The 26,445-nt window shown below is 37.9% G+C and carries 24 protein-coding genes and 1 tRNA gene; 23 read left to right on the forward strand and 2 right to left on the reverse strand.

The genetic code is table 11. The annotated features are described in order from the left end of the window. Window positions 1-38: 38 nt before the first annotated feature. From QKW49_RS20055 to QKW49_RS20090, 8 genes are all read left to right on the forward strand, one after another. The gene (locus tag QKW49_RS20055; protein ID WP_282864414.1) at window positions 39-1,028 is read left to right on the forward strand and encodes an ABC transporter permease; all 990 of its coding nucleotides are present in this window, start codon (window positions 39-41) and stop codon (window positions 1,026-1,028) included. A 98-nt stretch (window positions 1,029-1,126) separates the two neighbouring features. Beyond that, a complete protein-coding gene (locus tag QKW49_RS20060) occupies window positions 1,127-2,152 on the forward strand; it encodes an ABC transporter substrate-binding protein (protein WP_282864415.1) in 1,026 nt (341 codons plus the stop codon). 334 nt (window positions 2,153-2,486) lie between these two features. After that, entirely contained in the window at window positions 2,487-3,461 is a 975-nt protein-coding gene (locus tag QKW49_RS20065; protein ID WP_282864416.1) for a carbohydrate kinase, read from the forward strand. 124 nt (window positions 3,462-3,585) lie between these two features. After that, a complete protein-coding gene (locus QKW49_RS20070) occupies window positions 3,586-3,744 on the forward strand; it encodes a hypothetical protein (RefSeq protein ID WP_282864417.1) in 159 nt (52 codons plus the stop codon). A 37-nt stretch (window positions 3,745-3,781) separates the two neighbouring features. Continuing rightward, a complete protein-coding gene (locus QKW49_RS20075; protein WP_282864418.1) occupies window positions 3,782-4,768 on the forward strand; it encodes a substrate-binding domain-containing protein in 987 nt (328 codons plus the stop codon). Window positions 4,769-4,962: 194 nt separating this feature from the next. Beyond that, the gene (locus tag QKW49_RS20080; RefSeq protein WP_282864419.1) at window positions 4,963-5,508 is read left to right on the forward strand and encodes a sigma-70 family RNA polymerase sigma factor; all 546 of its coding nucleotides are present in this window, start codon (window positions 4,963-4,965) and stop codon (window positions 5,506-5,508) included. Further along, the gene (locus tag QKW49_RS20085) at window positions 5,495-5,785 is read left to right on the forward strand and encodes a hypothetical protein (RefSeq protein ID WP_282864420.1); all 291 of its coding nucleotides are present in this window, start codon (window positions 5,495-5,497) and stop codon (window positions 5,783-5,785) included. The genes QKW49_RS20080 and QKW49_RS20085 overlap by 14 nt, the downstream gene beginning before the upstream one ends. Then, complete coding sequence (locus QKW49_RS20090) at window positions 5,772-7,622, forward strand: tetratricopeptide repeat protein (protein ID WP_282864421.1); 1,851 nt, start codon at window positions 5,772-5,774, stop codon at window positions 7,620-7,622. Before QKW49_RS20085 ends, QKW49_RS20090 begins: the two co-directional genes overlap by 14 nt. A gap of 161 nt (window positions 7,623-7,783) precedes the next feature. On the opposite strand, the gene QKW49_RS20095 is transcribed toward QKW49_RS20090, so the two are convergent. Both QKW49_RS20095 and QKW49_RS20100 read right to left on the reverse strand, forming a co-directional pair. After that, window positions 7,784-8,281, reverse strand: coding sequence for a prolyl-tRNA synthetase associated domain-containing protein (locus QKW49_RS20095; RefSeq protein WP_282864422.1), 498 nt, complete (start codon window positions 8,279-8,281; stop codon window positions 7,784-7,786). 24 nt (window positions 8,282-8,305) lie between these two features. Beyond that, window positions 8,306-8,986, reverse strand: coding sequence for a Crp/Fnr family transcriptional regulator (locus QKW49_RS20100; protein WP_282864423.1), 681 nt, complete (start codon window positions 8,984-8,986; stop codon window positions 8,306-8,308). Window positions 8,987-9,087: 101 nt separating this feature from the next. Between QKW49_RS20100 and QKW49_RS20105 the strand changes: the two genes are divergently transcribed. The 15 genes from QKW49_RS20105 (at window position 9,088) to alr (ending at window position 26,229) form a co-directional block, all read left to right on the forward strand. Further along, window positions 9,088-9,828, forward strand: a complete 741-nt coding sequence (locus QKW49_RS20105; protein WP_282864424.1) for a 4Fe-4S binding protein — start codon at window positions 9,088-9,090, stop codon at window positions 9,826-9,828. A 203-nt stretch (window positions 9,829-10,031) separates the two neighbouring features. Continuing rightward, window positions 10,032-11,678, forward strand: coding sequence for a hydroxylamine reductase (gene hcp, locus QKW49_RS20110; protein ID WP_282864425.1), 1,647 nt, complete (start codon window positions 10,032-10,034; stop codon window positions 11,676-11,678). A 252-nt stretch (window positions 11,679-11,930) separates the two neighbouring features. Continuing rightward, window positions 11,931-12,746: a polyphosphate kinase 2 gene (gene ppk2, locus QKW49_RS20115; protein WP_282864426.1), complete on the forward strand. Its 816-nt coding sequence runs from the start codon at window positions 11,931-11,933 to the stop codon at window positions 12,744-12,746. Window positions 12,747-12,866: 120 nt separating this feature from the next. Further along, window positions 12,867-14,288 (forward strand): decarboxylating NADP(+)-dependent phosphogluconate dehydrogenase, encoded by a 1,422-nt coding sequence (gnd, locus tag QKW49_RS20120; RefSeq protein WP_282864427.1) that lies wholly within the window; start codon window positions 12,867-12,869, stop codon window positions 14,286-14,288. A gap of 235 nt (window positions 14,289-14,523) precedes the next feature. After that, window positions 14,524-14,600, forward strand: a tRNA-Asp gene (locus QKW49_RS20125). A 347-nt stretch (window positions 14,601-14,947) separates the two neighbouring features. Further along, entirely contained in the window at window positions 14,948-15,232 is a 285-nt protein-coding gene (locus QKW49_RS20130; protein WP_282864429.1) for a co-chaperone GroES, read from the forward strand. A gap of 42 nt (window positions 15,233-15,274) precedes the next feature. After that, window positions 15,275-16,909 (forward strand): chaperonin GroEL, encoded by a 1,635-nt coding sequence (gene groL / locus QKW49_RS20135; RefSeq protein ID WP_282864430.1) that lies wholly within the window; start codon window positions 15,275-15,277, stop codon window positions 16,907-16,909. Between the two features lie 163 nt (window positions 16,910-17,072). Beyond that, window positions 17,073-18,860: a methyl-accepting chemotaxis protein gene (locus QKW49_RS20140; RefSeq protein WP_282864431.1), complete on the forward strand. Its 1,788-nt coding sequence runs from the start codon at window positions 17,073-17,075 to the stop codon at window positions 18,858-18,860. A 171-nt stretch (window positions 18,861-19,031) separates the two neighbouring features. Next, on the forward strand, window positions 19,032-20,759 hold the full coding sequence (locus QKW49_RS20145) for a glycosyl hydrolase family 18 protein (protein WP_282864432.1): 1,728 nt from the start codon (window positions 19,032-19,034) through the stop codon (window positions 20,757-20,759). 336 nt (window positions 20,760-21,095) lie between these two features. Next, window positions 21,096-21,719 carry a hypothetical protein gene (locus QKW49_RS20150; protein WP_282864433.1) on the forward strand — a complete coding sequence of 208 codons (624 nt, stop codon included), beginning with the start codon at window positions 21,096-21,098 and terminating at the stop codon, window positions 21,717-21,719. A gap of 206 nt (window positions 21,720-21,925) precedes the next feature. After that, the gene (gene acpS, locus QKW49_RS20155; protein ID WP_282868196.1) at window positions 21,926-22,300 is read left to right on the forward strand and encodes a holo-ACP synthase; all 375 of its coding nucleotides are present in this window, start codon (window positions 21,926-21,928) and stop codon (window positions 22,298-22,300) included. 10 nt (window positions 22,301-22,310) lie between these two features. Continuing rightward, window positions 22,311-23,861, forward strand: a complete 1,551-nt coding sequence (locus tag QKW49_RS20160; RefSeq protein ID WP_282868197.1) for an NAD(P)H-hydrate dehydratase — start codon at window positions 22,311-22,313, stop codon at window positions 23,859-23,861. A gap of 21 nt (window positions 23,862-23,882) precedes the next feature. Beyond that, window positions 23,883-24,329, forward strand: coding sequence for a CBS domain-containing protein (locus QKW49_RS20165; RefSeq protein ID WP_282864434.1), 447 nt, complete (start codon window positions 23,883-23,885; stop codon window positions 24,327-24,329). 92 nt (window positions 24,330-24,421) lie between these two features. Next, window positions 24,422-25,048, forward strand: a complete 627-nt coding sequence (locus tag QKW49_RS20170; RefSeq protein ID WP_282864435.1) for a hypothetical protein — start codon at window positions 24,422-24,424, stop codon at window positions 25,046-25,048. A gap of 14 nt (window positions 25,049-25,062) precedes the next feature. Next, the gene (gene alr / locus QKW49_RS20175) at window positions 25,063-26,229 is read left to right on the forward strand and encodes an alanine racemase (protein WP_282864436.1); all 1,167 of its coding nucleotides are present in this window, start codon (window positions 25,063-25,065) and stop codon (window positions 26,227-26,229) included. The last annotated feature ends 216 nt before the right edge of the window (window positions 26,230-26,445 follow it).

Genomic DNA, 26,445 nt, shown 5'->3' on the forward strand with positions numbered 1-26,445 from the left:
TCTTGTCATTAATAGAAAGATTATGGAGGTATAGTAAAATGGAAATAAAAATTGCTCAAAGGAATGCAATGCTTCGTTCAGATGCAACTCAAAAACTTTTAGCATTTGCAGGATTGATTGTCTTATTTATTGTTTTCTCAATTGCATCACCAAATTTTTTCAAATTCAGTAATATTGTATCGATTGTTCTGGCAACTTGTGTAACCGGCGTATTAGCGCTTGGAGTTAATTTTGTTATAATTTCAGGAGGAATTGACCTATCCGTTGGTACGGTTATGACTTTTTCAGCAGTAATAGCAGGTGTATTTATAACATATTGGCAGACGCCGATCATATTTGGTGTAGTTGGCGGTATTGCAGCCGGAGCTTTTTGTGGTTTTATAAGCGGCACGCTGATAACCAGGCTTAAAATTCCACCGTTTATTGCAACATTAGGTATGTTTATGGCCACAAAAGGTCTGTCGCTTGTAATTTCCGGAACAAAACCAATCTATATGAATGATAGACCGGGAGTTTCAAAGATTTCTATGGGCTCTATGTTAAATTCAATTATTCCCGGATTTGAAATTCCTAATGCAGTTTTAATTTTTATAGGAGCAGCGATTGTTGCAAATATAATTCTTACAAAAACAGTACTCGGAAGATATACATTTTCAATCGGAAGTAATGAAGAGGCAACCAGACTTTCCGGAGTAAATGTTGCAAGATGGAAAACAACAGTATATGCATTATGCGGTGCATTTTGCGGATTGGCAGGTATTATTATAGCATCACGTCTAAACTCTGCTCAGCCGGGTCTTGGATCGGGATATGAGTTTGAGGCTATTACGGCTGTTGTTATAGGGGGAACTTCCCTAGATGGCGGTGAAGGTACGATAGGAGGTACTATTATAGGTGCATTTATTATGAGTGTACTTACAAACGGATTAAGAATACTTTCTGTACCTCAGGAGTGGCAGTTGGTTGTTACAGGATTCATTTTAGTGTTAGCTGTATACGCAGATGTTTTGAGAAGAAGGAAGCAATAGTTTTCAAAGAATTTAAAGCTAAGTTTAGGTTGGTAAACAAAAAAGGTATCCACTCCTTTTAGGAGTTCATACAATAAAAAATCTAGGAGGAAATGAAAATGACAGCAAAAAAAGTATTAAGTATGGCTTTAAGCGTAATTGTTGCTGCCGGACTGTTAGCAGGGTGTGGAAAAACTGCACAACCGGCTCAAAAGACTGAAGAAGCTTCAAAAGCTGTAGAAGCCCCAAAGGATGAGGTTGCAAAAAGTGACGAAAAGCCTTATATAGCTATTGTCTCAAAAGGATGGCAGCATCAGTTCTGGCAAGCAGTTAAACAAGGAGCAGAGCAAGCGTCAAAAGACTTTAATGTTGAAATGACATTTGAAGGGCCCGAAGGAGATGCAGCTATTGATAAGCAAATAGAAATGATAGATACTGCACTTGCTAAAAAACCGGCAGCATTAGTTCTTGCAGCGTGTGACAGCAAATCTGTTATCCCTCAGGTACAAAAAGCAAAAGAAATGGGAATCCCTGTTGTTGGCTTTGACTCAGGGGTTGACAGTGATATTCCTGTAACTACTTGTGCTACTGATAACTCTTTAGCTGCTGGGGAAGCTGCAGACAAGATGGCTGAGGCTATTGGTGGAGAAGGCGAAGTTGCTGTAGTTGTTCACGACCAGGTTAGTGCAACCGGTGTCGGACGTAGAGATGGATTTGTAAACCGTATAAAAGAAAAGTATCCTAACATAGAAATCGTAGATATTCAGTATGGCGGTGGAGACCATCTTAAATCAACAGACCTTACAAAAGCTATAATTCAAGCACATCCGAACTTAAAAGGTATCTTTGGAGCGAATGAAGGTTCTGCTATTGGGGTAATTAACGGTGTAACTGAAATGAATATGGTCGGTAAAATTGTAATAGTAGGTTATGATGCCGGTAAACAGCAAAAAGATGCTGTAAGAAGCGGAGTAATGCTTGGTGCTATCAGCCAGGATCCTGTAGGTATAGGATATAAAGCTGTCGAAGCAGCAGTAAAAGCTATGAATGGTGAAACTCTTCCTGAAATAACTGATACAGGTTATAAATGGTATGATAAAACCAATATGGATTTAGAGGAATTCAAGCCTCTATTATATGATTAATACTTGACTTAAAAATAGTATTAAAGCTGTTTTAAAAAATTAAATTATACATTAAAAGAATAGCAAATGCCTGTATGTTTTTATGCAGGCGTTTGCTAATGTCTATAAATAAATTATATTTAGGTAATAAAATATTTTCTTTATATAGATTAATTCTTTTGTATGAGCCAGGAGGGAACTAATGAAAAGTATAAAGTTAAATAGTTTTTTTAGTAAGAGCGATGCAAATAACAGAAGAAGTTCAAGAAACTATGCTAAAATTTGTCTTTCCTTTGTAAGGATAAAAATATAAACTTTAACTATAAAAATAAATTCAAATAAGGGGAGATCAAGTATGTATGATGTTGTTGCAATTGGGGAGTTGCTTATAGATTTTACGCCTGCTGGAGAAACAGAAGAAGGCACCGTATTGTTTGAAAGAAATCCCGGCGGGGCACCTGGAAATGTTTTGGCGATCCTATCCAAGCTTGGCAGAAAGGCAGCCCTGATAGGAAAAGTAGGAGATGATCAATTTGGAAGATTTTTATCAGGGGTATTAGAAGATATAGGCGTAGATACAAAGGGATTAGTTTTCACTAAGGAAGCAAATACGACGTTGGCATTCGTACATTTAAACGGTAAAGGAGATAGAAGCTTTAGTTTTTATAGAAAACCTGGAGCAGATTTATTACTTGATCAAAATGAAGTTAATATAGAAATGCTAAAAAGTACTAAGATTTTTCACTTCGGTACAGTTTCAATGACGGATAATCCTTCCAGATCGGCTACTCTTATGGCAGTAAAAATTGCGAAGGAGAATGGTGCAATTATATCATTCGATCCCAATTTAAGAATTCCGTTATGGAATGACCTTGGTGAAGCAAAAGCTATGATTGAAAAAGGATTGGAGTATGCGGAAATATTAAAGGTATCCAATGAGGAACTTGAATTTATTACCGGTAAAGGAGATCTTGAAGAAGGATCGGAAATAATCTTGAATAAATATGGAATTCCTGTAATTCTGGTGACATTGGGACCTTCAGGCTGTTTCTATAGAATTGGAGATAAGACAGGCATTCTTCCGGCATATGATGTAATTACAATAGACACAACCGGTGCAGGGGATGCATTCCTGGGCTCATTTTTATATCAGGTAATAGAAAAAGGGATGACTCTTTCTAATTTAAGCAAAGCTAATATAGAGGAAATGATAGATTTTGCAAATGCTGCAGGTTCCGTTACAACAGTAAAAAAAGGTGCAATCCCTGCGATGCCTGTGATATCGGAAATTGAAGAATGTATTAAGTCAATTCCAAAGCTTATTTTATAGTACCAAACTAGAAATGATGATTTATTGATCTATAAAAATATTATATAATATAACTATAATGGGGGATTAGTTAACGGCTAAATTAAACAATAGTGAAATTAACAGAAAAGAGCTGCTGAAAAAAATGGGTAATATAGAGCAGGTTGCATATATTAGACCCTATGAGATGACAGAAGGTAGGGCAAAAGGTGTTAAGGCATTTGAGGTTTCAAACGGTGGAGTACTTGATGGAAAAGATGAAATAGAGGAGTTTGAGAAAATGTTAAAATCCTTTCAAGGATAAGCTGCTAAAGATTCTGCCTTAATTAGGGGGATGTAATTTGAAAAAAATAATGAAAATAGCCTTAGGAGTATTTGGTGTTATTGTGATTGCCGGTTGTAGTGCATACATATTAAATAAAGCAATTCTTGCCAAGGAAGCAGGCAAAAAACTAGATATTCTTGTTGTGGTTAAGGCTATAGATTTTCGTATGGAATTTTGGGATTCCGTATATGCGGGTATAGATACTGCAGCAAAGGAATTTGATGTAAATGTTAAAATAACAGGTTCCGGAACAGAGAGAGATATTCACGAACAAATAGGTATTCTGGAGAATGCTATAAAAAATAAACCTGATGCAGTTGTTTTAGCAGCAAATGATTATTATGCATTGGTTCCTGTTGCGGAAAAGGTTAGGAAAAATAATATCAAATTAGTAATAATAGATTCAGGATTAAATAGTGAATTACCGGATTCTTTTATTGCAACCGATAGTTTTGAGGCAGGTAAAAAAGCTGGAAAAGAGTTGTTGAAATTAGTTGGCAGTAATTCTAAAATAGCTATTATAAGTCATGTGGAGGGGTCGTCTACAGCGATTGAACGGGAAAAAGGGGTAAGAGAGGGACTCTCAAAGGAGATGGAAGATAATATTTTAGGAATATTTTATAGTAGCGCCGTTCAAGCAAAAGCTTATGAGATAGCAAAAGACCTGATGATGGAAAACCCTGACTTGGAAGGAATTGTCGGGTTAAATGAGTCTTCCACAGTTGGTGCAGCAATGGCTATTGACGATCTTGGGTTAAAGGGGAAAGTCAAATTGGTTGGTTTTGATAGTTCGCTATCTGAAGTAGGATTTATTGAAAAAGGAGTAATTCAGGCAACTGTTGTTCAAAAGCCTTTTAATATGGGCTACTTAAGTATAAAAACTGCTGTTCAGGCCGTGAAAGGCAAAAAAGTTAATAAGAAAATTGATACCGGGTCTGAAATAATTACTAAAGAAAATATGTATACGGAAGAAAACCAAAAATTATTATTCCCTTTCATGTGAATATTTAAAACTTTAAAAAAGTATTAGCATATAAAAAGCGAAGAAGCGCTGATGTGTTTAACATTGGCCTTTCTTCGTTTTTTTGATTATCTATAAAAAGTATTAAAATTTTATATAGGAATTTTGCAACCTTTTACTTGGTTGAAGGCATCTAATATAATAGAGGTACCTAACAAAAGTACGGGGGACATATAATGTTTGTACACAAAGAAGAAGATAGTACGGAAAGCAAAGATGTTGAAAAGTTAAAAAATGCAATGGATGAGTATGCTACATCCTTTTTAAGAACCGCGAAGATGGTATTAAAAGATGACCGTGACGCGCAGGAAACGGTGTCCGATACATTTTTAAAATACTATCAAAACATAGATAGCTTTAGAGGAGAATGCTCTCTTAAAACGTACCTTTTAAAGATACTTATCAATCAATGTCGGCAAAAGCTTAGGTCTGCTTGGCTTAGGCGTGTGGTTCCGGTATTTTCGCATGAAGAATTATCAGATAAAACAGAAGAGGTAACCGGAATAGATATTGAAGAAAAAATAAGTCTGTATGAAGCGGTGATGACGCTAAAGCCTAAGGAGCGTCAGGTTGTTGTTTTGTATTACTACAATCAGCTTACCATTAAAGAGATCGCTTGTGCTTTAAAACAAAAGGAAGGTACTATAAAAAGCCGGCTGAGCAGAGCACGGGAGAGCTTGAAGATTGTGTTGAAGGAGGAATACTTATATGAGGAGCTTTAAACAAAAGATTGATGAGGAACTTCACGATACGATATTCGATAAACAGCTAAAAAGGCATGTGCTAGAAAAGAGTCAGAAGCACGGCAGTAAATTGAATAAATTTTTAAATCGAGAAATAGAAATACCTTTAACGCCTGCTATCGCTGTTTGTTTAGCAGTAATGATAGCTTGGTCAGCGGGAGTAGGAAACTTAGAGGTTGGCGGTAAGGAAATACAACAGAGTAAAATCAAGGTAATATCGATGCAAACAGGGGTGGAACAAAATGAAAACCATTAAAATAAGAATAAAGATCAAGACGTTGTTCATACTAGGGTTGATCGCTTGCATATTCATGTTGCCTTTCTTTATGCAGTCATTTACCTATATGATGCTGGGAAAAATTTATGAGAGCTTTGATGAAGACAAGGCAGATGCATATTATGTTCGTTCTATCACACAAAAGGGATTAGGTTCGGTGGTAAGTGCTATTTCGCGCATTGACAGTATCCTGGGAAGTCAATTTCAATATGGAGCCCTTTATTCTGCTTCAAAGGGTTCAAGAGGGTCATCAGCGGTATATCTTGAGGAAGACAGTTTGAATCAGATTAACGAAGAACATAAAAAAGTCTTAGGTAGAAAAAAGAGTGATCAACTTGGTATCTATGAAATGAAAATAGCAATGGCTAATTTTAATAGCGGCAATAAAAATTTTGCTTTTGAGATACTAAGAAACCTTAATTATATTAAAGATAAAAAATTAATTGAGCTTAAAAATCTACATTTAGCGGCAATGCATCTTATGGACGGACAAAACAACATTGGTATAGATATTCTCCGGCATAATACATTTGACAGCTATAAAACAGCAGCGGATTTTTTGTTTTCTTACTACTATTTTATAACAGGTAATATGGATAACTACCACAAATATAAATGGGAGCAGCAAAGGGAACCCTATTACGATCTGGGAAAAGTAAATGAAAGCTATAAGGATCTGGTAGAACCTTTATTCGGATTTTATGAGCTGCAGCGGGAGTTTGATAGAATTGAAAAAATTAAACATTCAGCGCCGGAAAGCGGAAATTCCGTTTCCGGAAAGATTATATTACCATCGGAGCAGGTGCCACCTGTATTTATAAGTCTTGTTCCCGAAAATGGAATCGATGGCTGGTCTTCAAACCAAATTATAGGCATGGACGCGGTGGCAGCCGCAGTTGCCGATGATGCCGGACATTACCGCATAGGTCATATAAAAAACGGGAGATACCGGTTATATATCACAACCTTTGCAAATGCCGTTTTAGGCACAAGCTTGTCCTTCAACGAATCAGATGTGATAGAATTGAACGGGAACACAGAGATTAAAGATGAGAATATCTATATGATGCCGTTAGAAATAGAGGCACATGCGGTTAAAGAAGGAAGGGAGATCTCTGTATCTACCCAAAATGTTCCAAAATCGGATTATTATAGAATGTTTCTAAAACATAGGGTCAAAACCAGGAGCGGCAGCAGTACCGTCATTCTGTTTGAGAGTGGAAAAATACAGGTACCCAAAACTTCTTTCGAAATGGAAGACAAAGTGCACTTACAGGCAGGAAGAGGACATTCCTCAGGAAGCGGTCCGAATCCTTTAAGTTATTTGCCTCCTTTTTATGGAGAAGACGAATACATTGTAACGGTAACAGGGTACGACAGACAGCACAACATACTGTTTAGTACCGATAAAATGGGGGAAATGAACAGGTATGAGGATGAACATTGCAGCACAACCTTGAAGTTTACCGATGCAAATGAAGCGGATAAAAAGCTGCGGGGAGGTGACTACGAGGGTGCAATCCCTTTATATGAGCAGTATGCAAAAGAAAATGACCGGTATGCGATAGCTATTCTGGCTGAACTGTATATGGACGGATATATCTATGATAGTACCAAGGATAACTGGGATGACTATGGGGGAAAGGATTTTGAAAAGGCAGCATATTATCTTGAGCAATTGTTAAAATATGACCCGGATAATAAACAGATAATATCAGAGCTTAACAGGTGTTATGACAAGCTTGAACAATATGACAAGAAAAGAGTACTGGATAGTGAGGACAAGGATTTAGATACCATCATGGGAGAAATTTGAGTCCAAAAGACCATCCTTCACTCCTTCTACGTGCTAAACCGGACTTTTTCAAAGGCTTCGGACAGTCCCTCTGTTATGCCAAAATCGGGCAAACAGCAGGGACGAGGGCCTGCTCAAGTTCGATTTTCTCTATGTGCTAAATCCGACTTTTTCACATCCTCCTATATTGTAACAAAAATAGGCTGATGATTTGTATAAGGTAAAAACTTTGTCATAAAATCATTTATTTGCATAGCAATTGAGGCAGTGTTCACACAGGGGTGAAACCATATGGTTTCATAAGCTAAGAGATCTTTGTCCATAAGTAGAATAACATTGTTATTTTTATCATTTATTAGACCCATAGGGCTTACTGATCCGGGATAGACATTTAAGTATTTAAGCAGATTCTCTTCTGATCCAAAGCTTAAACGGGAACGGTTAATTTGTTTAGAAACATCCGAAGTTCGGAACTTTTTATCATAACGGATTAAAAGTAAGAAAAACTCTGTTTCTTGGCGGTTGCATAAAAATAAATTCTTACAGTGAATACCACCTCCGAGTTTTTCAATGATTCTCTTGCAATCCTCTATTGAAAATGCAGGGGCATGACTTTTTTGTATATAGTCTATATTAAGCTGCTTTAATGTTTTATAAACAAGCATTTCTCTATCCGACATAACTATCACTACCTGTTCTTTCTTTTATTCATATAAGCATTCCTCAAGTACATTGACATCAATAATCTTTACAATATTCCGGTCAAAATCGATGATCCCTTCATCTCTAAGATTAATCAGTTCCCGGGAGAGGGAAGGTCTTGGGATGCCCAATTGTTCTGCAAGCTGCTTTTTAGAAAGCGTTAATGTGATGAAAGACTTGTTTTGTGTTCCATATTCCTCCAATAAATAACTTGCCACTTTTTGTCTGATCGTGTGGTAAGAAAGACTTTTTAATTTTTTGTTCAACAGTAATATTTTATCTGAAAGCGATCCTATAAAATTATTTAAGAATCTAATATTTAAACTGCAAAATTTAAGGATTTCCTCTTTGGATATAAACATAACTTTTGAACTTTCACAAGAAGCGATGGTGGCAGGATACTGGTTGGTATCCGAAAAAATAATCACTTCCCCAAAAATTTGCCCCTTGCCCAGCCGCGTGATGGTAAGCGTTTTACCTGACGCAAAGATCTTTTGAATTTCTATACTTCCTTCAATGACGACCCCTAAATTTACACATCTATCATCTTCAATCGCAATGACTTCATCTTTAGCATAAGATTTGATTTTATAGTCTATGTTCGTTAACGCTTGGTAAATTTCCTCATCACTAAAGTTGCGAAATAAAAAGCAATGTTTTAACGCTTCTATAATATTATTCATAAAATCTCCTAAAAAATTATCAATGGTAACATATGTTACCGAATATTTATCTTAATCTTACTATAATAGAAACATAAAATCAATACGAGGAGGTAACGAAGATGAAAAGAAGAATCATTCATATAGATGAAGAAAAATGCAATGGATGCGGATTATGTGTAACTGCGTGTCATGAAGGCGCGATTGAGATGGTAAACGGTAAGGCAAAATTGCTAAGTGATGAATACTGCGACGGTTTGGGTGACTGCCTGCCTGAATGTCCTACTGGGGCCATTACTATGATTGAAAGAGAAGCGGTTGCTTATGACCAAGAAGCTGTTGATAAAAAAATGGCTGAGAAGAAGGCTGAAAAAGTAAAAAAACCGGTACATTCAGGATGTCCGGGAATGGCAGCCAGAATGATGAATAGAACTCCGGTGAATAATGAACCGAGTGTTCCTCAATCAGATGAAACATCAGCCTCGGCGCCGGTATCCGAATTAAGACAATGGCCGGTACAATTAAACCTGGTAAATCCCAATGCGCAGTATTTTAAAGGAGTTAATTTGTTGATTGCAGCGGACTGTGTAGCTTATGCTCACGCGAACTTCCATAAGGACTTTATCAAAGGCCATACCACTGTGATCGGATGTCCTAAGTTGGACGACAATGAACACTATAAGGAAAAATTGACGGAAATTCTTAAGAACAACGATATTGCCAGCATTACAGTAGTGAGAATGGAAGTACCTTGCTGCGGCGGCATCGTCCAATCGGTAAGAACCGCTATGCTGCAGTCCGAGACTATTGTTCCTTATAGAGAAGTAGTCATTGGCGTAGAGGGGAATATCGTAAAAGGATAAATATTCTTATCGGTAACATATGTTACCGAAATAAATAGATAGCAATAGTATACTAAGTATGAAAGCGCAAGCGATAAATTATAAAGTATAGTTATAGTACTCACGATTCACGGTATAAGGTCTGTGAACTGTAAACCGTGAACTGTGAACTATTAATAAATAAAATCCCACTAAAACAATAAAAATAATGGAGGTATGTAAGAATGAGTATGTTTTGTTATCAATGTCAGGAAGCGGCCAAAGGAACCGGGTGCACGATGAGAGGGGTATGTGGAAAGACTTCGGATGTAGCCAATCTGCATGACTTGTTGATTTATACTTTGAAAGGAATTTCATTGTATAATATGAAAGCCAGAGAAACGGGAGCCGCAAGCAAAGAGGCTGATAAGTTTATCATGGAAAGTTTGTTTATGACCATCACCAATGCGAATTTTGATAGAAAAGCGTTTGTTGAAAGAATTCAAAATGCTTTGGTGTTAAGAGATGAGATAAAAAATGCTGCTGCTAAATCAGGCGCAGATATTTCCGGTATCACTCATGATGCGGCGGTATGGTCCGCACAAGCGGAACAATTTGACGCAAAGGCTGCACAGGTAGGAGTTCTTGCTACTGAGAATGAAGACGTGAGATCTTTAAGAGAGTTACTTACTTATGGATTAAAGGGAATGGCTGCATATGCAAAACACGCTTACCAATTAGGATATGTCAATAGTAGCATTTTCGAATTCATGGAAAAGGCATTGGCTGCTACATTGGACGATACTTTGGCAGCAGACCAATTGGTAGCACTGGTCATGGAAGCAGGAAAATACGGTGTCGATGTAATGGCGTTGTTGGATAAAGCGAATACATCAACCTACGGCAGCCCGGAAATTACAAAAGTTAACATTGGGGTAAGAAATAACCCGGGTATCCTCATCAGCGGCCATGATCTGAAGGATATGGAAGGGCTTTTGGAGCAAACCAAAGGAACAGGGATAGACGTATATACCCACAGTGAAATGCTTCCGGCTCATTACTATCCGGCATTTAAGAAATACGATCATTTTGTAGGCAACTACGGAAATGCATGGTGGAAACAGGATAAGGAATTCGAAAGCTTTAACGGCCCGATATTGATGACCACCAACTGTCTTGTGCCTCCAAAGGATTCGTATAAAGATAGAGTATACACCACAGGTGTCGTAGGCTTTGACGGTGTGAAGCATATTGATGCAAAAGAAGACGGAACAGGAAAAGATTTCTCTGAAATTATTGAACACGCAAAGAAATGCCAGCCTCCTGTTGAAATCGAAAGAGGAGAAATTATCGGTGGATTTGCGCATAGCACCGTGTTGAGCCTTGCGGATAAAGTTGTAGATGCGGTAAAATCCGGCGCAATTAAAAAATTCTTTGTTATGGCAGGTTGTGACGGAAGAATGAAGAGCAGAGATTATTATACCGAGTTTGCTCAAAAGCTGCCGAAGGATACTGTTATTCTGACAGCCGGTTGTGCAAAATACAGATACAATAAGCTGGAACTGGGAGATATCGGTGGAATCCCAAGAGTATTGGATGCGGGACAGTGCAATGATTCCTATTCATTGGCAGTCATCGCGCTTAAACTGAAAGAAGTATTCCAGTTAAATGATATCAATGAGCTTCCGATTGCGTATAATATCGCATGGTATGAACAGAAAGCAGTAATCGTATTATTGGCACTGTTATACCTCGGTGTGAAAAATATCCACCTTGGACCGACATTACCGGCATTCCTTTCACCTAATGTTGCGAAAGTATTGGTTGAGAGCTTTGGCATTGGCGGCGTAACAAATGTGGATGATGATATTAAAATGTTCATGGGTGAATAATAAATAGTATATAAATAGGATGGCGATGTGCTTTGCAAAAGCGCGTCGCCATTTCCTTTATATCGAACATAGTCATAGAATGTTTTTTAGACGTTAATATATAAGTAATTTTGGGTATAAAACAAATAACTATATCTTTTGATGGCATGTTTTCAATTATGAAAAACAGTCTGTATGTTGGGAGAAAGAATTTCAACGGATTCTTTGTACTAAGACAAGAAGTTATAAAAAAATTAGAAAGAAGGAACTCTTATGGGGGAGAAGAAAGCTCAAAAAAAAATCAGTAAGCAGGCTTATGAAAAAAAATTAGCGGAGTTGCAAGTAGAGTTGGTTAAATTACAGGACTGGATCAAAGAAAAGCAATTAAAAGTCGTTATAATTTTTGAAGGCAGGGATGCGGCCGGCAAAGGTGGGGTCATCAAACGCATTACTGAAAAGCTAAATCCGCGTGTTTGTCGTATCGTTGCACTGGGAGTGCCGACAGAGCGTGAAAAGACCCAATGGTATTTCCAACGATATGTTGCGCATTTGCCCGCAGCCGGGGAAATGGTTCTTTTTGATAGAAGCTGGTATAATCGTGCAGGTGTTGAAAAGGTGATGGGCTATTGTACCGATGAAGAACATGAGGAATTTTTAAGAAGCTGCCCTGAATTCGAAAAAATGTTAATTCGTTCCGGTATTATTCTTATAAAATATTGGTTTTCTGTTAGCGATGAGGAACAGGAACATCGATTCCAAAGCCGTATCAATGATCCGACCAAACGATGGAAAATCAGCCCGATGGATTTGGAATCCAGGGCGCGATGGGAAGAATACTCTATAGCAAAAGATAAAATGTTTGCACATACGGACACTAAACAATCTCCATGGTATGTGGTGGATGCTGATATTAAGCGGCATGCTCGGATAAATTGTATTGCACACTTGTTAAGTATGATTGAGTACCATGAAATTAAAAAGCAAAAGATCATCTTACCGGAGCGACAAGAAAATACATTTTATGTACGGCCTCCAATTGAGGATCAAAATTTTGTACCGGACATTGCCAAGGAAATGATAGAAAAATAACCATTTTAAAATCAATATATCGGTGACAATGGCTTTGTCCTGCTTGTTTTGTGTTAATTTGCTTATGGTTGGGGTATATTTAATTATAGTTATTACTTTAGTAAATGGAGGCTAAAAAATATGGCGAAAGCAGATATTGGATTAATAGGTTTGGCTGTAATGGGGCAAAATCTGGTGCTGAATATGGCGCGTAACGGATATGTGGTTTCAGTATATAATAGAACAGTATCCAAGGTAGATGATTTTATGAAGCATAGTGCGAAAGATAATGATAATGTCATTTCCACCTATTCTCTTGAAGAGTTTGTACAAAGTCTTAAAAAACCCAGAAAAGTATTTTTAATGGTGAAGGCTGGAACTGGGGTGGATGATACGATCAAGAATTTAATACCGTATTTGGAAAAGGGAGATATCATCATTGATGGAGGGAATTCATACTTTAAGGATACTCGTAGAAGAATAGAGTGGATGAATATAGAAGAAATATTGTACATGGGCGTAGGTGTTTCAGGCGGCGAAGAAGGAGCTCTTAATGGGCCGAGTATTATGCCCGGCGGTGATGTGCAAGCATGGTGGCAAGTAGAGAAAATTCTTACAGATATATCCGCGAAAGTTAATGAGAATGTTCCTTGCTGCAGTTATATGGGCCCCGATGGTGCCGGACATTATGTCAAAATGGTTCACAATGGGATTGAATATGGAGATATGCAGCTTATTTCGGAAGCTTACTATTTGATGAAGGTACTGCTGAAAATGTCTGCCAAAGAAATAAAAAGCGTATTTGCAAAGTGGAACGGAGAAGAGCTAAACTCATACCTTATTGCAATAACAGCTGATATTTTAGGCAGGACGGATGAGTTGACGGGCAACCCTCTGGTAGATGTTATTTTAGATGCTGCCCAGCAAAAAGGAACCGGAAAATGGACAGCACAAGAAGCACTGGACCTAGGGGTCAGTATCCCCACCATCACCGAAGCGGTGTTTGCTAGAAATATTTCAGCCATTAAGGATGAGAGAGTAAGAGCCTCTGAGCAATTGAGCGGGCCTGAAGTTTTATTCGAAGGCGATAAAGAGAAATTTATAGCGGATATTAAGGATGCATTATATGCTTCCAAAATCTGCTCTTATGCACAAGGGTTTGCTTTATTGAAAACAGCATCGGATGAATACAACTGGAATCTGGAACTGGGGGAAATCGCGTTGCTATGGAGAGGTGGGTGCATTATTCGTGCACGGTTCTTAAATAGTATCAATGATGCGTTTACACTAAATCCTCAATTGGAAAATCTGCTGCTTGATCCGTTTTTTAAAGATGTTATACACCGATCACAAAGCGGCTGGAGAAGAGTCATAAGCGCTGCAGCGTTAAAAGGAATACCTATCCCGGCTTTTAGTTCAGCGTTAAGCTATTTTGACTCATACAGGAGTGAATCATTGCCGGCAAATTTAATTCAAGCGCAGAGAGATTATTTTGGAGCCCATACATACAAGAGGATTGACCGGGAAGGAACTTTCCATACGGAATGGTTAGAGTTAGACTAAATCTTATGATACTAGTAACATCTGAAGCGGAACGCCATAGGGGGCGTTCCCTAGGAATTATAAAAAATCAAGTGATTTTGTAGGGAACGGCCCCCATGCCGTTCCGTTAAGCTAAATGTCCATATCTTAAATTGACGACACTGTCCGCCCGATGCATTATTGCCAAAAATTAATATAGAAAATAGATTGACAACTATACATAATCTGTGTATAATAATCATCGTTGACTTGATTTGGCCCGGTAGTTCAGTTGGTTAGAATGCCAGCCTGTCACGCTGGAGGTCGAGGGTTCGAGCCCCTTCCGGGTCGCCAATATCATAGTAAATAAAAATATCACCTATAAGGGTGTTTTTTTATTTACTGCAAACAAAATCGTGAAATCGTGAAAAAATGCGTATTTGAAGCATGCTGAGCCGTAGAGAGCATGCTTCAAATACGCATTTTTTAATAAATACGGAGAAAATAAGAGAAATTAGGAGAAATAGTTATATATCAGGAAGTATTAGGCAATAATAAGGGAAAATAATCAAATGCAATATTTGCTATAAAAAAATAGATTATATATATTTATTATTGTAATTAGCACTCACTTATAGTGAGTGCTAATAAAAGAGTAAATTATATTAAATTATAAATTTAGTTTAAGGAGGTATACACACATGACGATTAAACCTTTAGCAGACAGAGTAGTAATTAAGATGCTTGAAAGTGAAGAAACCACAAAAAGCGGTATTGTATTACCGGGAACAGCAAAAGAAAAACCACAAATGGCTGAGGTTGTGGCCGTAGGACCTGGCGGTGTGGTAGATGGTAAGGAAATTAAAATGGAATTAGCGGTTGGTGATAAGGTTATCATCAGCAAGTACGCTGGAACAGAAGTGAAACTTGATGGTGAAGAATACACTATTCTGAGACAAAGCGATGTACTTGCAAAAGTAGAATAATAAATCTTTATTTGATCAAATTTTAAGGGAGGTATTTTACATATGGCAAAGGATATTTTATTTGGTGAAGAAGCCAGACGCGCTCTTGAAAGAGGCGTTAATCAATTAGCAGATACTGTAAAGATTACTTTAGGACCAAAAGGAAGAAATGTCGTTCTTGATAAAAAATTCGGTTCTCCGCTCATCACAAACGATGGCGTAACCATTGCGAAAGAAATTGAATTAGAAGACGCATTTGAAAATATGGGAGCACAGCTTGTAAAAGAAGTTGCTACTAAGACAAACGATGTTGCAGGTGATGGTACTACTACAGCGACCTTATTGGCACAGGCTCTTGTGAGAGAAGGATTGAAGAACGTAGCTGCCGGTGCTAATCCAATGATCGTTAAAAAGGGTATTGCAAAAGCGGTAGATGCTGCTGTTGAAAATATCAAAGCAAACAGTGCGAAGATTAAAGGAAAAGAAGATATCGCAAGAGTCGCTGCAATTTCTGCTGCAGATGAAACAGTAGGCAGTCTGATCGCAGATGCGATGGATAAAGTTACAAATGACGGTGTTATTACTGTTGAAGAATCCAAGACCGCTGAAACTTATTCTGAAGTGGTTGAAGGGATGCAGTTTGACAGAGGGTATATCTCTCCATACATGATTACCGATACTGATAAGATGGAAGCGGTATTGGATGACCCGTATATCTTAATTACAGATAAGAAGATCACCAACATTCAGGATATTCTTCCTGTGCTTGAGCAAATCGTTCAGCAAGGAAAGAAACTTGTTATCATTGCTGAAGATATTGAAGGCGAAGCGCTTGCTACATTAGTAGTAAATAAATTAAGAGGAACATTCACTTGCGTAGCTGTAAAAGCTCCGGGTTTTGGCGATAGAAGAAAAGCAATGCTTCAGGATATTGCCATCCTCACCGGCGGAGAAGTGATTTCTGATGAGTTGGGATTAGACCTTAAAGAAACTTCTGTTGCTCAACTTGGTAGAGCGAGACAAGTGAAAGTGCAGAAAGAAAACACTATCATTGTTGATGGTGCGGGTTCTGCAGATGAAATCAAGAATAGAATCAGAGAAATCAAGGTTCAGATTGAAGAAACTACTTCAGACTTCGATAGAGAAAAATTACAGGAAAGACTTGCAAAATTGTCCGGCGGTGTAGCTGTAATTAAAGTTGGTGCTGCTACCGAGACCGAAATGAAAGAAAAGAAATTAAGAATAGAAGATGCTTTAGCGGCTACAAGAGCTGCTGTTGAAGAAGGTATTGTGGCAGGCGGCGGTACTGCATACATTAATGCAATCGCATCTGTTGGAAAGCTTCTTGATACTGTAGAAGGCGATGAAAAAACCGGTATTAAAATTGTTGTTAAAGCACTTGAAGAGCCGGTAAGACAGATTGCTGCTAACGCAGGATTGGAAGGCTCAGTCATTGTAGAAAAGATTAAAAACAGCGAATCAGGAACTGGCTTCAATGCACTTACTGAGCAGTATGTAAAGATGGTTGATGCCGGTATCGTGGACCCAACTAAGGTTACACGTTCTGCATTACAAAATGCTGCAAGTGTAGCATCCATGATCCTTACTACAGAAAGCCTTGTAGCTGATCAGCCTGAAAAAGAACCTGCAATGCCTGCAGGTGGCGGAATGCCTGGCGGAATGGGCGGAATGTATTAATAAAAATAAATAATGGATGGCGATAACCGCCATCTGCAAATACTATTGTTTGAGAAATCCCGGATTCGTCCGGGATTTCTTTGTGCAACAAATATAAAAAAGACAGGAGGAAAACCGGTTATTATGTCGAATATATATATAACATGATATTGAGGGGGAGAAGATGATGTTGAAAATACCGGCTAAGAAGAATAAATTAAAGAAGGAAAAGAATAAAAGCAAACATAAAATCCCTGATAACAAAAGCCTCAACAGAAAAGAAAGAAAAATGCAGTTAAAACTATCAATAAACAGTAAAATCATTTTAGCCTTTGCGGTTGTGATATTGCTGACAGCATATCTGAATATCTCTCTAATGATTAATTCAGCAAGTTTTAATAAACAGTATGACACTGTTTTAAGCAATATTATATATGCAAATAATATTTTTGATCAGGTTGGTGAAATTGGAACAAACCTTGGCAATGTTATTTTAGGGAAAACCGAATTCGAGCAGTCAAAGCATAATCAATTGATTGGTGAAATTCAGCAGTATATTCAAACGATACATGACAATTTAAAGGATCAGGAAGGCCTGAGTAAGATTGATTCAGTAGAAAGACTTATGGAAACATTGGTGGAAGAAGTTTCTATAGCGGAAGGCATAATAAATGAGAAGAAGCTAACCCAGGCGTTGGCTCATAGAGACAATATTGCAAAAATAGCTGGTTTTATTCGGAATAATATCCAGCAGCTTATATTGATTGAATTAAAAGAAAGTGATTTAATAAAGCAGGAAATCAAAGCTGAATTTACAAAGACGATCATACTAAATATCGTTATACTGGTTTTTGTACTTATTTTTTCAATATTAAGTACATGGGCGATATCTACTAATATCGCCAAGCCAATAAAAGCCTTAAGTTTACATGCCGGTATGGTTGCCTCAGGTGATCTAACCGTTGAAAAGCTTAAGGTGAAGACGAATGATGAGGTTATGGAATTAACAGAAGCATTTAACAGAATGGTAGATAATCTTAAAGAGATTATAAAAAAAGTCTATGATGTAAGCGGTAAGGTGTATTCTGCGGCAGATCAGTTGAGCGAAAGTGCGCAGCAAAACAGTAAAGGAGCAGAAGAAATAGCTGCTTCTATTGAACAGATGGCAGCAGGCATACATATGCAGAATGATGAAACGAAGAATACTGTTAAATCAGTAGAAAATATGCAGCAAACATCTCGTGATATAGCTGCAAGCTCCGATAAGATTCTAAAGAGTGCAAATGAGTCTGTACAGCTTGCAGGAGAGGGGAACCATTGTATCAACCGATTTATTTCCCAATTGGAAGCTGTTAATATGTCTATTAACGACGCTTCACAAGCTACTGAAAGATTGAATATCAGTTCTAAAGAAATGAACAAGATTTTAAACACGATGTCTTCTATTTCTTCTCAGACAAATTTGCTATCGCTGAACGCTTCTATCGAAGCAGCAAGAGCCGGTGAAGCAGGAAGAGGATTTGCTGTAGTCGCTGATGAGATTCGTAAGCTGGCAGAAGAATCTATTGCGTCATCTAAAAGGATTGGCGATATCATTAAAAGCGTACAAGTGGAATCAAGTACCATGAACGAAAAGATGCAGATAAGTTTGCAACAGGTACTGGCAGGCAATAAGGTTGCGCAGCAAGCTAAGAGTTATTTTGAGTCAATTGAGCAAGCGAATAACGTAGTGGACGCGGATATTCAGACTATAAATAGTGAATTGAAACAGCTCCTGCAAGGAATTGATAATATAAGTGAAAGTATGGCTCAGATAGGACAAGTTATTACTGAAAATGTTGCGGCTAGTGAGAATATCTCTGCTACGGTTGAACAGCAGACAGCAAGTCTAGAAGAAGTATCTTCTTCAGCCGAGATATTATCCGATATGGCTGAGGAAATGAATACTGCGGTAAGAAAGTTTAACTTATAAGTAGATGAAAGATAACATATGGGGATATTTCGTCCAAATCGACGGAGTATCTCCATATGTTATTATCCGATGAAGTTAATTCTACCAATGAAAAACATCCAAAAATATGCTATACTGTAGAATAAAAGGGGATTTATAAGTACAAATTTTTTATAGTAAGGGTTGATATGTATGAAGAGGCTTCTAATTATTCTACTCATGGTTACTGTTCTAGCCGCAGCCAGTATCGCATATTATTTATGGCCTAACTACACAGTTGTTTCCACAAAGCATTCCGGCGAAATACAATTAATTATTGAAGGAGAGCTGGTTAAGGAAAAAGAAGCTCCGGTCATCGAGAATGGAGAAATACTATTGTCTCTTCCTGTTATTAAGGAATATTTCGATCCGAAAGTATATTGGGATGATAGTAATCAGAAAGTGATATTTACAACATCTGATAAAGTAATAAAAATGAGAACCGACAATCTGACAGCGATGGTCAATGCTCGGCCGGTGGACTTGAATATACCTGTAAGACTTGTTGATGAGGTTCCGTATGTTCCTATACAGTTTTTAAGTACTTTGTTTGGAATAGAGATAGAATGGATAGAGACGAATAACGTGGTAATAGTAGACTATAAAGGCAGCTTCAAACAAACGGCGGAAGTGATTTCAGATCATGCAGTGATTCGGAAGAACCCTTCCATTAAGGCGCCCGTATTTTTAAATGATTTAAAGACCGGATACACGATGAGAGCATTCGAAGAATATGGAGATAGGTGGTATAGAGTAAGGACTGATGATGGCATATTAGGATATATAGAAAAGCGCTTTGTGAAGGTATACCAAGAAGCAGTAAAATCCGTCGGTGTGCAGCCGCAGTCTGCGCCAAAGTGGAAACCGGAAAACGGTAAAATAAACTTAGTGTGGGAATATGTCCATCGAAGTACCCCGGATATGTCTGGAGTGAAAAAAATTGAAGGACTGGATGTGGTGTCTCCTACCTGGTTTTCTGTGGTGGACAAGCAGGGAACGGTAGCAAACAAAGGAGATGTAACGTATGTGAATTGGGCACATGAAAAGGGATATAAAGTGTGGGGAGTGGTAACTAACAGTTTTGACCCTGATCTTACACATATTATTCTAAATAATTCTGAAACAAGGGAAAAGATCGTACAGCAGATTCTCGTTTATGCGAAGCTGTATCAGTTAGATGGCATCAATATTGATTTTGAAAATGTGTATCTCAAGGATAAAGATATGCTTACGCAGTTTGTGCGTGAATTGGTACCAATGCTTAAGGAACAGGGCCTGATCGTATCTATGGATGTGACAGTGAAATCTTCAAGTGAAAATTGGTCTATGTGTTACGATAGAAAGGCTTTGGCGGAGGTGCTGGATTATATGGCTGTCATGACATATGATCAGCATTGGGCATCAAGTCCCACTGCCGGATCGGTTGCGCAGTTATCATGGGTGGAGTATGGAATTGAAAAGCTTTTAAATGAAATTCCTTCTGAAAAGCTGTTATTAGGGCTTCCTTTCTACACCCGAGAATGGAAGGAAGAGACTGTTGACGGGAAGAAAAAAGTTTCTTCACGTGCGATTTCTATGGATACGGCACAAAAAATAATAAAGGAAAAAAATGCGGTTGTCACATGGGATGAAAAAAGCGGGCAAAACTATGCAGAATACAAAGAAGGACAAGCCGTTTATAGAATATGGCTGGAAGATGCGCAGTCTATCAATCTTAAATCTTCACTGGTACACAAATATGATCTTGCTGGAGCAGCAGCATGGAGAAGAGGATTTGAAAGCGAGGATATCTGGAAGGTATTAAATAATAACCTGAAGGAGAAGGAGAATTATACTCAATGGGCAAAAGCAAATGGATTTGAGGATAAGGTATTTGACTAGGTATTGGTTCACAGTTCACAGATTTACAGTAACAGGTTTAAAGCTATAGATAGGTCACTTTAAGATGCAGATCAAGTTGATGGAATATTAGTGTTGTTTATATGGTGTCTTTTGTACCTGAGGTAGTCATGTCCGTTCCAACCCTGTTAATGGGTGAATAATAATAGATAGGAAAAATTCCTCCTTTTGAATAAAAAGGAGGAATTTTTTGTTATCCATACTTTTAACATGAGAACAGCACTGGTATAATAAAAATAATACGATTGAACTATAACAATACATCCTAAATAAACCGATAATATTATTAAATGACTTTATGAGAGGTTGCGATAATGAGTGGGCCTGCTTGATAAATTTACAAAAAAGAAAACAATTAATTTCGACAAAAAAGTATTGAGAAAAAATGATATTTCATTACTGATTGTAGATGAAAGATGGAATGCGTTGTTTAAGATACAAGAAAAAAGCAAGAATATTGTTGAGTGTGAAACTATATTAAGGGAACTCTTGAAAGAGCAGTCACGCCTAATGAGCGAGAGCAAAGACATAGCTCAATCAAAAAAGAGATGCATGGCACGGATCATGGAACTTACAGAAGAAGCATATGACAAACACAATCCATTAGCGTTGCAGGAGATGCAGGACTGTCAAAAAGAAATAAACCGAGTGAATGAACGGATAACTGTGATTGAACACGGATTGGATACTATTCCTGATAGAATTAAAGAAGCGAATCTTCAACTACTGGAAGAAACGGTAAAAGAGATCTATATAAAAATAGGAACGGGACAAAAAAAAGTTTTAGAATTGGAAACAGAAATAGAACAAATGAAAAACAGGTTAAAACAAGCGGTAGCTGAGAAAGAGGAATTAAGTGAATTGGTTACCAATGCATATTCCTATTTTCATGATTTATTGGGCGGCGAAGAATTAGAACGGCTGGATAAAAAGTTTCTTTAGTTCACAGTTCACAACAGTCAGAGGTAGTATTAAATAATTAACACAACAATAAAATTGCTATGAATATTAAAATGAGAATGAATGATTTTAAATATTTTATTAGGACAGGTAGGAACATTAAGATCGAAAAATATTGGATGTTTGCTTACTTATTAAGGCGTTCTGTGAACTGTGAACCGTGAACCAATAAGGGAGTGATGATGAAATTGATCGTTGGTATAGGTATAGACATTGTCGAAATTGATAGAATTTCCCGGGCAATAATGAAGAATAGCGCTTTTGTCCAAAGGTTTTTTACCGAAAATGAGCAAGATTATTTTAAAGAGAGAAACAACAGGTATGAAGTGATTGCCGGAAACTTTGCTGCTAAAGAGGCGTTTTCAAAGGCTTTGGGAACGGGGATTAGAAACTTTACGCTAAAAGATGTGGAGGTATTAAGAGATCCGGTAGGGAAGCCTTATATTAATTTGTTTAACAATGCTTTTGCTGTAATGCAGGAGTTGGAAATCTCAAAAATTCACGTATCCATATCTCACTGCAGACAATATGCTGCCGCTAATGTTATAGCGGAGAGGGAGTGATCGTTTGAAAGTGGCAAGTTGTAGTACCATGCGGAAAATCGATAATGATGCTATAGAAAAAATAGGAATTCCCGGTGTTGTTTTAATGGAGAATGCCGGATTAACAGTTGTAGAAGAGATAAAGAAGACATTAGGAGAACTAAGTTATAAAAGTGTTATCATTTTTTGTGGAAGAGGAAACAACGGTGGTGATGGATTCGTAATCGCGCGGCACTTATTTAATGCCGGGGTCAATGTTTTAGTTGTATTGGTGGCTGAGACGAAAGATATAAAAGGAGATGCACTCACTAATTTTAAAATCATACAAAAGCTAGGTGTTAAGATTATACAGTCGGTAGACGGACAGTATTTGGAAGAGATTGCTGCAAGCCTGTATTTATGTGACATGGTGGTGGATGCGATTTTTGGTACAGGAATAAAAGGAACTGTATCCGATGCCGTTGCGGCCATCTTTGATCTGATTAACTCTTCCGGCAGGTGTGTGCTTTCGGTAGATATCCCCAGTGGGATTAACGGAGATTCTGGAAAAATATGCGGTTCGTGCGTGAATGCAAATAAGACAGTTAGTTTTGTTTTGCCTAAAGTAGGTTTACTTAATTATCCGGCAGCAGACTATGTCGGTCATCTGGTAGTTTCGGATATATCTATTCCAATGAGTATAATTCAACAGCAGAATATAAATATTAATACTATAGAAAAAGATTATATTAAAGGCTTACTTCCGGTGCGTATTGCTAATTCGAATAAGGGGGATTATGGGAAGGTTTTAATAATCGCAGGGTCAACCGGTATGACAGGAGCAGCAGCTTTAGCGGGATTGGCAGCAGTCAGGGCTGGAGCGGGGCTGGTTACCGTAGGAATACCTAAAAGTCTTAATCCTGTAATGGAAATAAAGCTTACAGAAGTAATGACGCTCCCTTTAGAAGAAGATGATGATGGGATATTGGTATACAGCAGTATAGATAAAATTCTTGATAAAATGAGAAAAACAGACGTATTGGTATTTGGTCCCGGATTATCAGTGAATCAGGGAATAGCAGACATTTTGGAAGCTGTTTTAAGACAAAGTAATATCCCTGTTGTTATTGATGCGGATGGTATAAATGCGCTGTCTGCGAATATAAATGTATTAAAAGAGTGTAAGTGCCCTATTATTATTACCCCGCACCCTGGAGAGATGTCACGGTTAACAGGGCTGGAAATCCCATCCATTGAGGCAGATAGAATTGAAATAGCTAAAAATTTTGCTGCACAGTGGAATGTGACTGTAGTATTAAAAGGAGCCAGGACAATTATTGCACATCCCAATGGCGAAGTATTCATCAATTGTACCGGTAATCCGGGGATGGCGACCGGCGGTACTGGAGATGTGCTTGCCGGTGTTATTGCATCTCTGATAGGCCAAGGTTTAGAGGCGTTCGATGCTGCGGTAGCAGGAGTATACATTCATGGTGCTGCAGGTGATTTGCAGGCTTTTGAAAAAGGAGAATACGGTCTGATAGCCTCAGACATAATAAATGGTATCCCAGCGGTGTTACAGCAACTCGCTCTCGGAAAATGAGCCTCCATAGGAGGAATTTGCATGAAGGTAAAAGAAATTATGACTTCAGATGTAGTAGGCGTTGCTAGAAATGCGACTATTGAAGAAGTGGCACATATTATGGTAGATAAAAGAATTACCAGTGTACCTGTTGTAGATGAAAACAACTGTGTAGTTGGTATCGTCTCAGAAAAAGATTTGATATACAAGGATGTGAATCCTACTGCACCGGCTACAGTAGAATATTTAGGAGGCATTATTTTTCTTGACGGGGTCGATGAATATCAAACGGAATTGAGAAAGCTGACAGCGACACAAGTAGAGGAAATGATGAGCAAAGATGTTGTTACTATTCAAGAAGAAGATAATGTAAATGAAGCTGCACGCATTCTTGCCCACGAGGGAATAAGCAGTGTACCTGTCCTCAAAAATGATAAGCTGGTTGGAATCGTAAGTTGTAGCGATATCATTAAAACACTGATACAATAGAGAGTGAGGAGTGGGGAGTGAGGAGTAAATAAAAACTCCTCACTCCCCACTCCCCACTCCTCACTTATAATTAATAGTCAGGAGGGAATCCATTGAAAAGGTGTAAGTACTTTTTACTGCTGCTTACACTAATGACAATACTGTGCTCATGCGGTAATAACGATGAGATCGCAGATACATATACACGGATTTATGAAAAGTATAAGGATATCGAAAGCTACAAATGTGAAATGTTTATGAATATCACTAGTAATAGGACAGTAAGACAATACAGGCTGAAACAATATTATAAAGCTCCTGATAATTACAAGGTAGAAATGCTGGAGCCGGAAGAAGTGAAAGGACTGGTAACAGTATATTCATCCGGAAATGTTACCACCTTGCATCCTGAGATCAAGGGGAAGTTCACTCTATTAAACTTTAATCCTATTGGCGAATCATATGTCTTTCTTCCGGACTTTTTTGAGGCATATTACAAATCAGAGAAAACTTCAGTAACTGCATCAGGTGAAAAAGAAGGCAGATATACCTTGCTAAAAGCAGATATACCTGGCAGCAGCATATATAGATTCAGCCAGAGTTTGTGGATTGAAAACAAGTTACTTCTGCCGCACAGAATGGAAATCTATGATATTAACAATAAACCGGTCATATCGATTCGGTTCATCGACATTGAATTTGATGTACCATTCGAAGATCAGGTTTTTCAGATTGAATAACTGGGGGTTCACCGATGATGAAGTTTTTGAAGAGAACATGGGCAGAGATTAATCTCGATAATATCGCTCATAATATAAAGGAAATAAGAAAAATTACATCAGAAAGCGCAGAAATCATGGCAGTAACCAAAGCAGACGCTTATGGGCATGGGTTTCTGGAAGTATCGAAAACATTGCTTGAGAATGGCGCAGACAGATTGGCTGTTGCTTTGCTGGACGAAGCTAAACAGTTAAGGGCGCATGGAATTCATGTACCGATAATGATTTTGGGATATACACCGGAGCAATATGCGGATGAACTGGTTGAGCTGGATATTATACAAACCGTGTATAATTATCCGATGGCTCAGGCCATTTCAATGGCTGCATCTAAACAAAGAAAAAAAAGCAGAGTCCATATCAAGCTTAATACAGGTATGACCCGTATCGGATTTGACAGCAGCAATGATGCGGTTAGTACGGTTTTAAATATTTCAAGACTTCCCGGTATAGAGATTGAAGGCATATTCACTCATTTTGCATCAGCTGATGAAAAAGACGCTGATTATACAAGACTGCAATTTGAAAGATTTATGTCGGTTTGCAATAGATTGGAGAAGAATGGTCTTCATATTCCCATTAAACATGTATGCAACAGTGCCGGGATTATTCAATTTCCTGAAATGCACCTTGATATGGTAAGACCGGGTATCATACTATATGGACTTTATCCGTCGGATGAAGTAGATGAAAAAAAGATAGATCTAAAACCCGCAATGGAATTGAAATCTGTTATTTCACATTTACAAGAAGTAGAAAGTAATGTTCCGGTCAGTTATGGGAGAGTCTATAAAACTGCCAGAAAAAGCACACTTGCAACGATTCCGGTGGGATATGCCGATGGGTTTAGCAGAGTGCTTACAGGTAAAGCGGCAATGATCGCAAGTGGGAAGACTGTTCCTGTAGTCGGAAGAATATGTATGGACCAGTGTATGATTGATGTTACGGATGTTAACAATATTAATATTGGTGATGAGGTTGTAATATTTGGAAGCTCTAATGGAATAAATATATCAATAGATGATGTCGCGAAAGCATTAGGCACTATCAATTATGAGATTGTGTGTATGATAGGCAAAAGAGTACCGCGGGTTTATATAAAGAATGGGGAAGTAGTTGAAGTGCTTAATTACCTGATATGATAGTGAGGAGTCAGGAGTGAGGAGTAATTAGATGAAAGTTGGTTTATTTATTCTCCCCACTCCCCACGATCCACTTTCCACTAATATTTTATTGACTTGTCCTATATAAAAAGTATATAATAATGTATATATGTCTATATATATCATATATGCGATTGTACTGCAAAAGCATTGTACATTATTTTGTTTTCCCTAAGAAATCTAAGAATGGGGGCT

It is taken from the genome of Petroclostridium sp. X23 (assembly GCF_030013905.1).
Classification (GTDB): Bacteria; Bacillota; Clostridia; order SK-Y3; family SK-Y3; genus X23.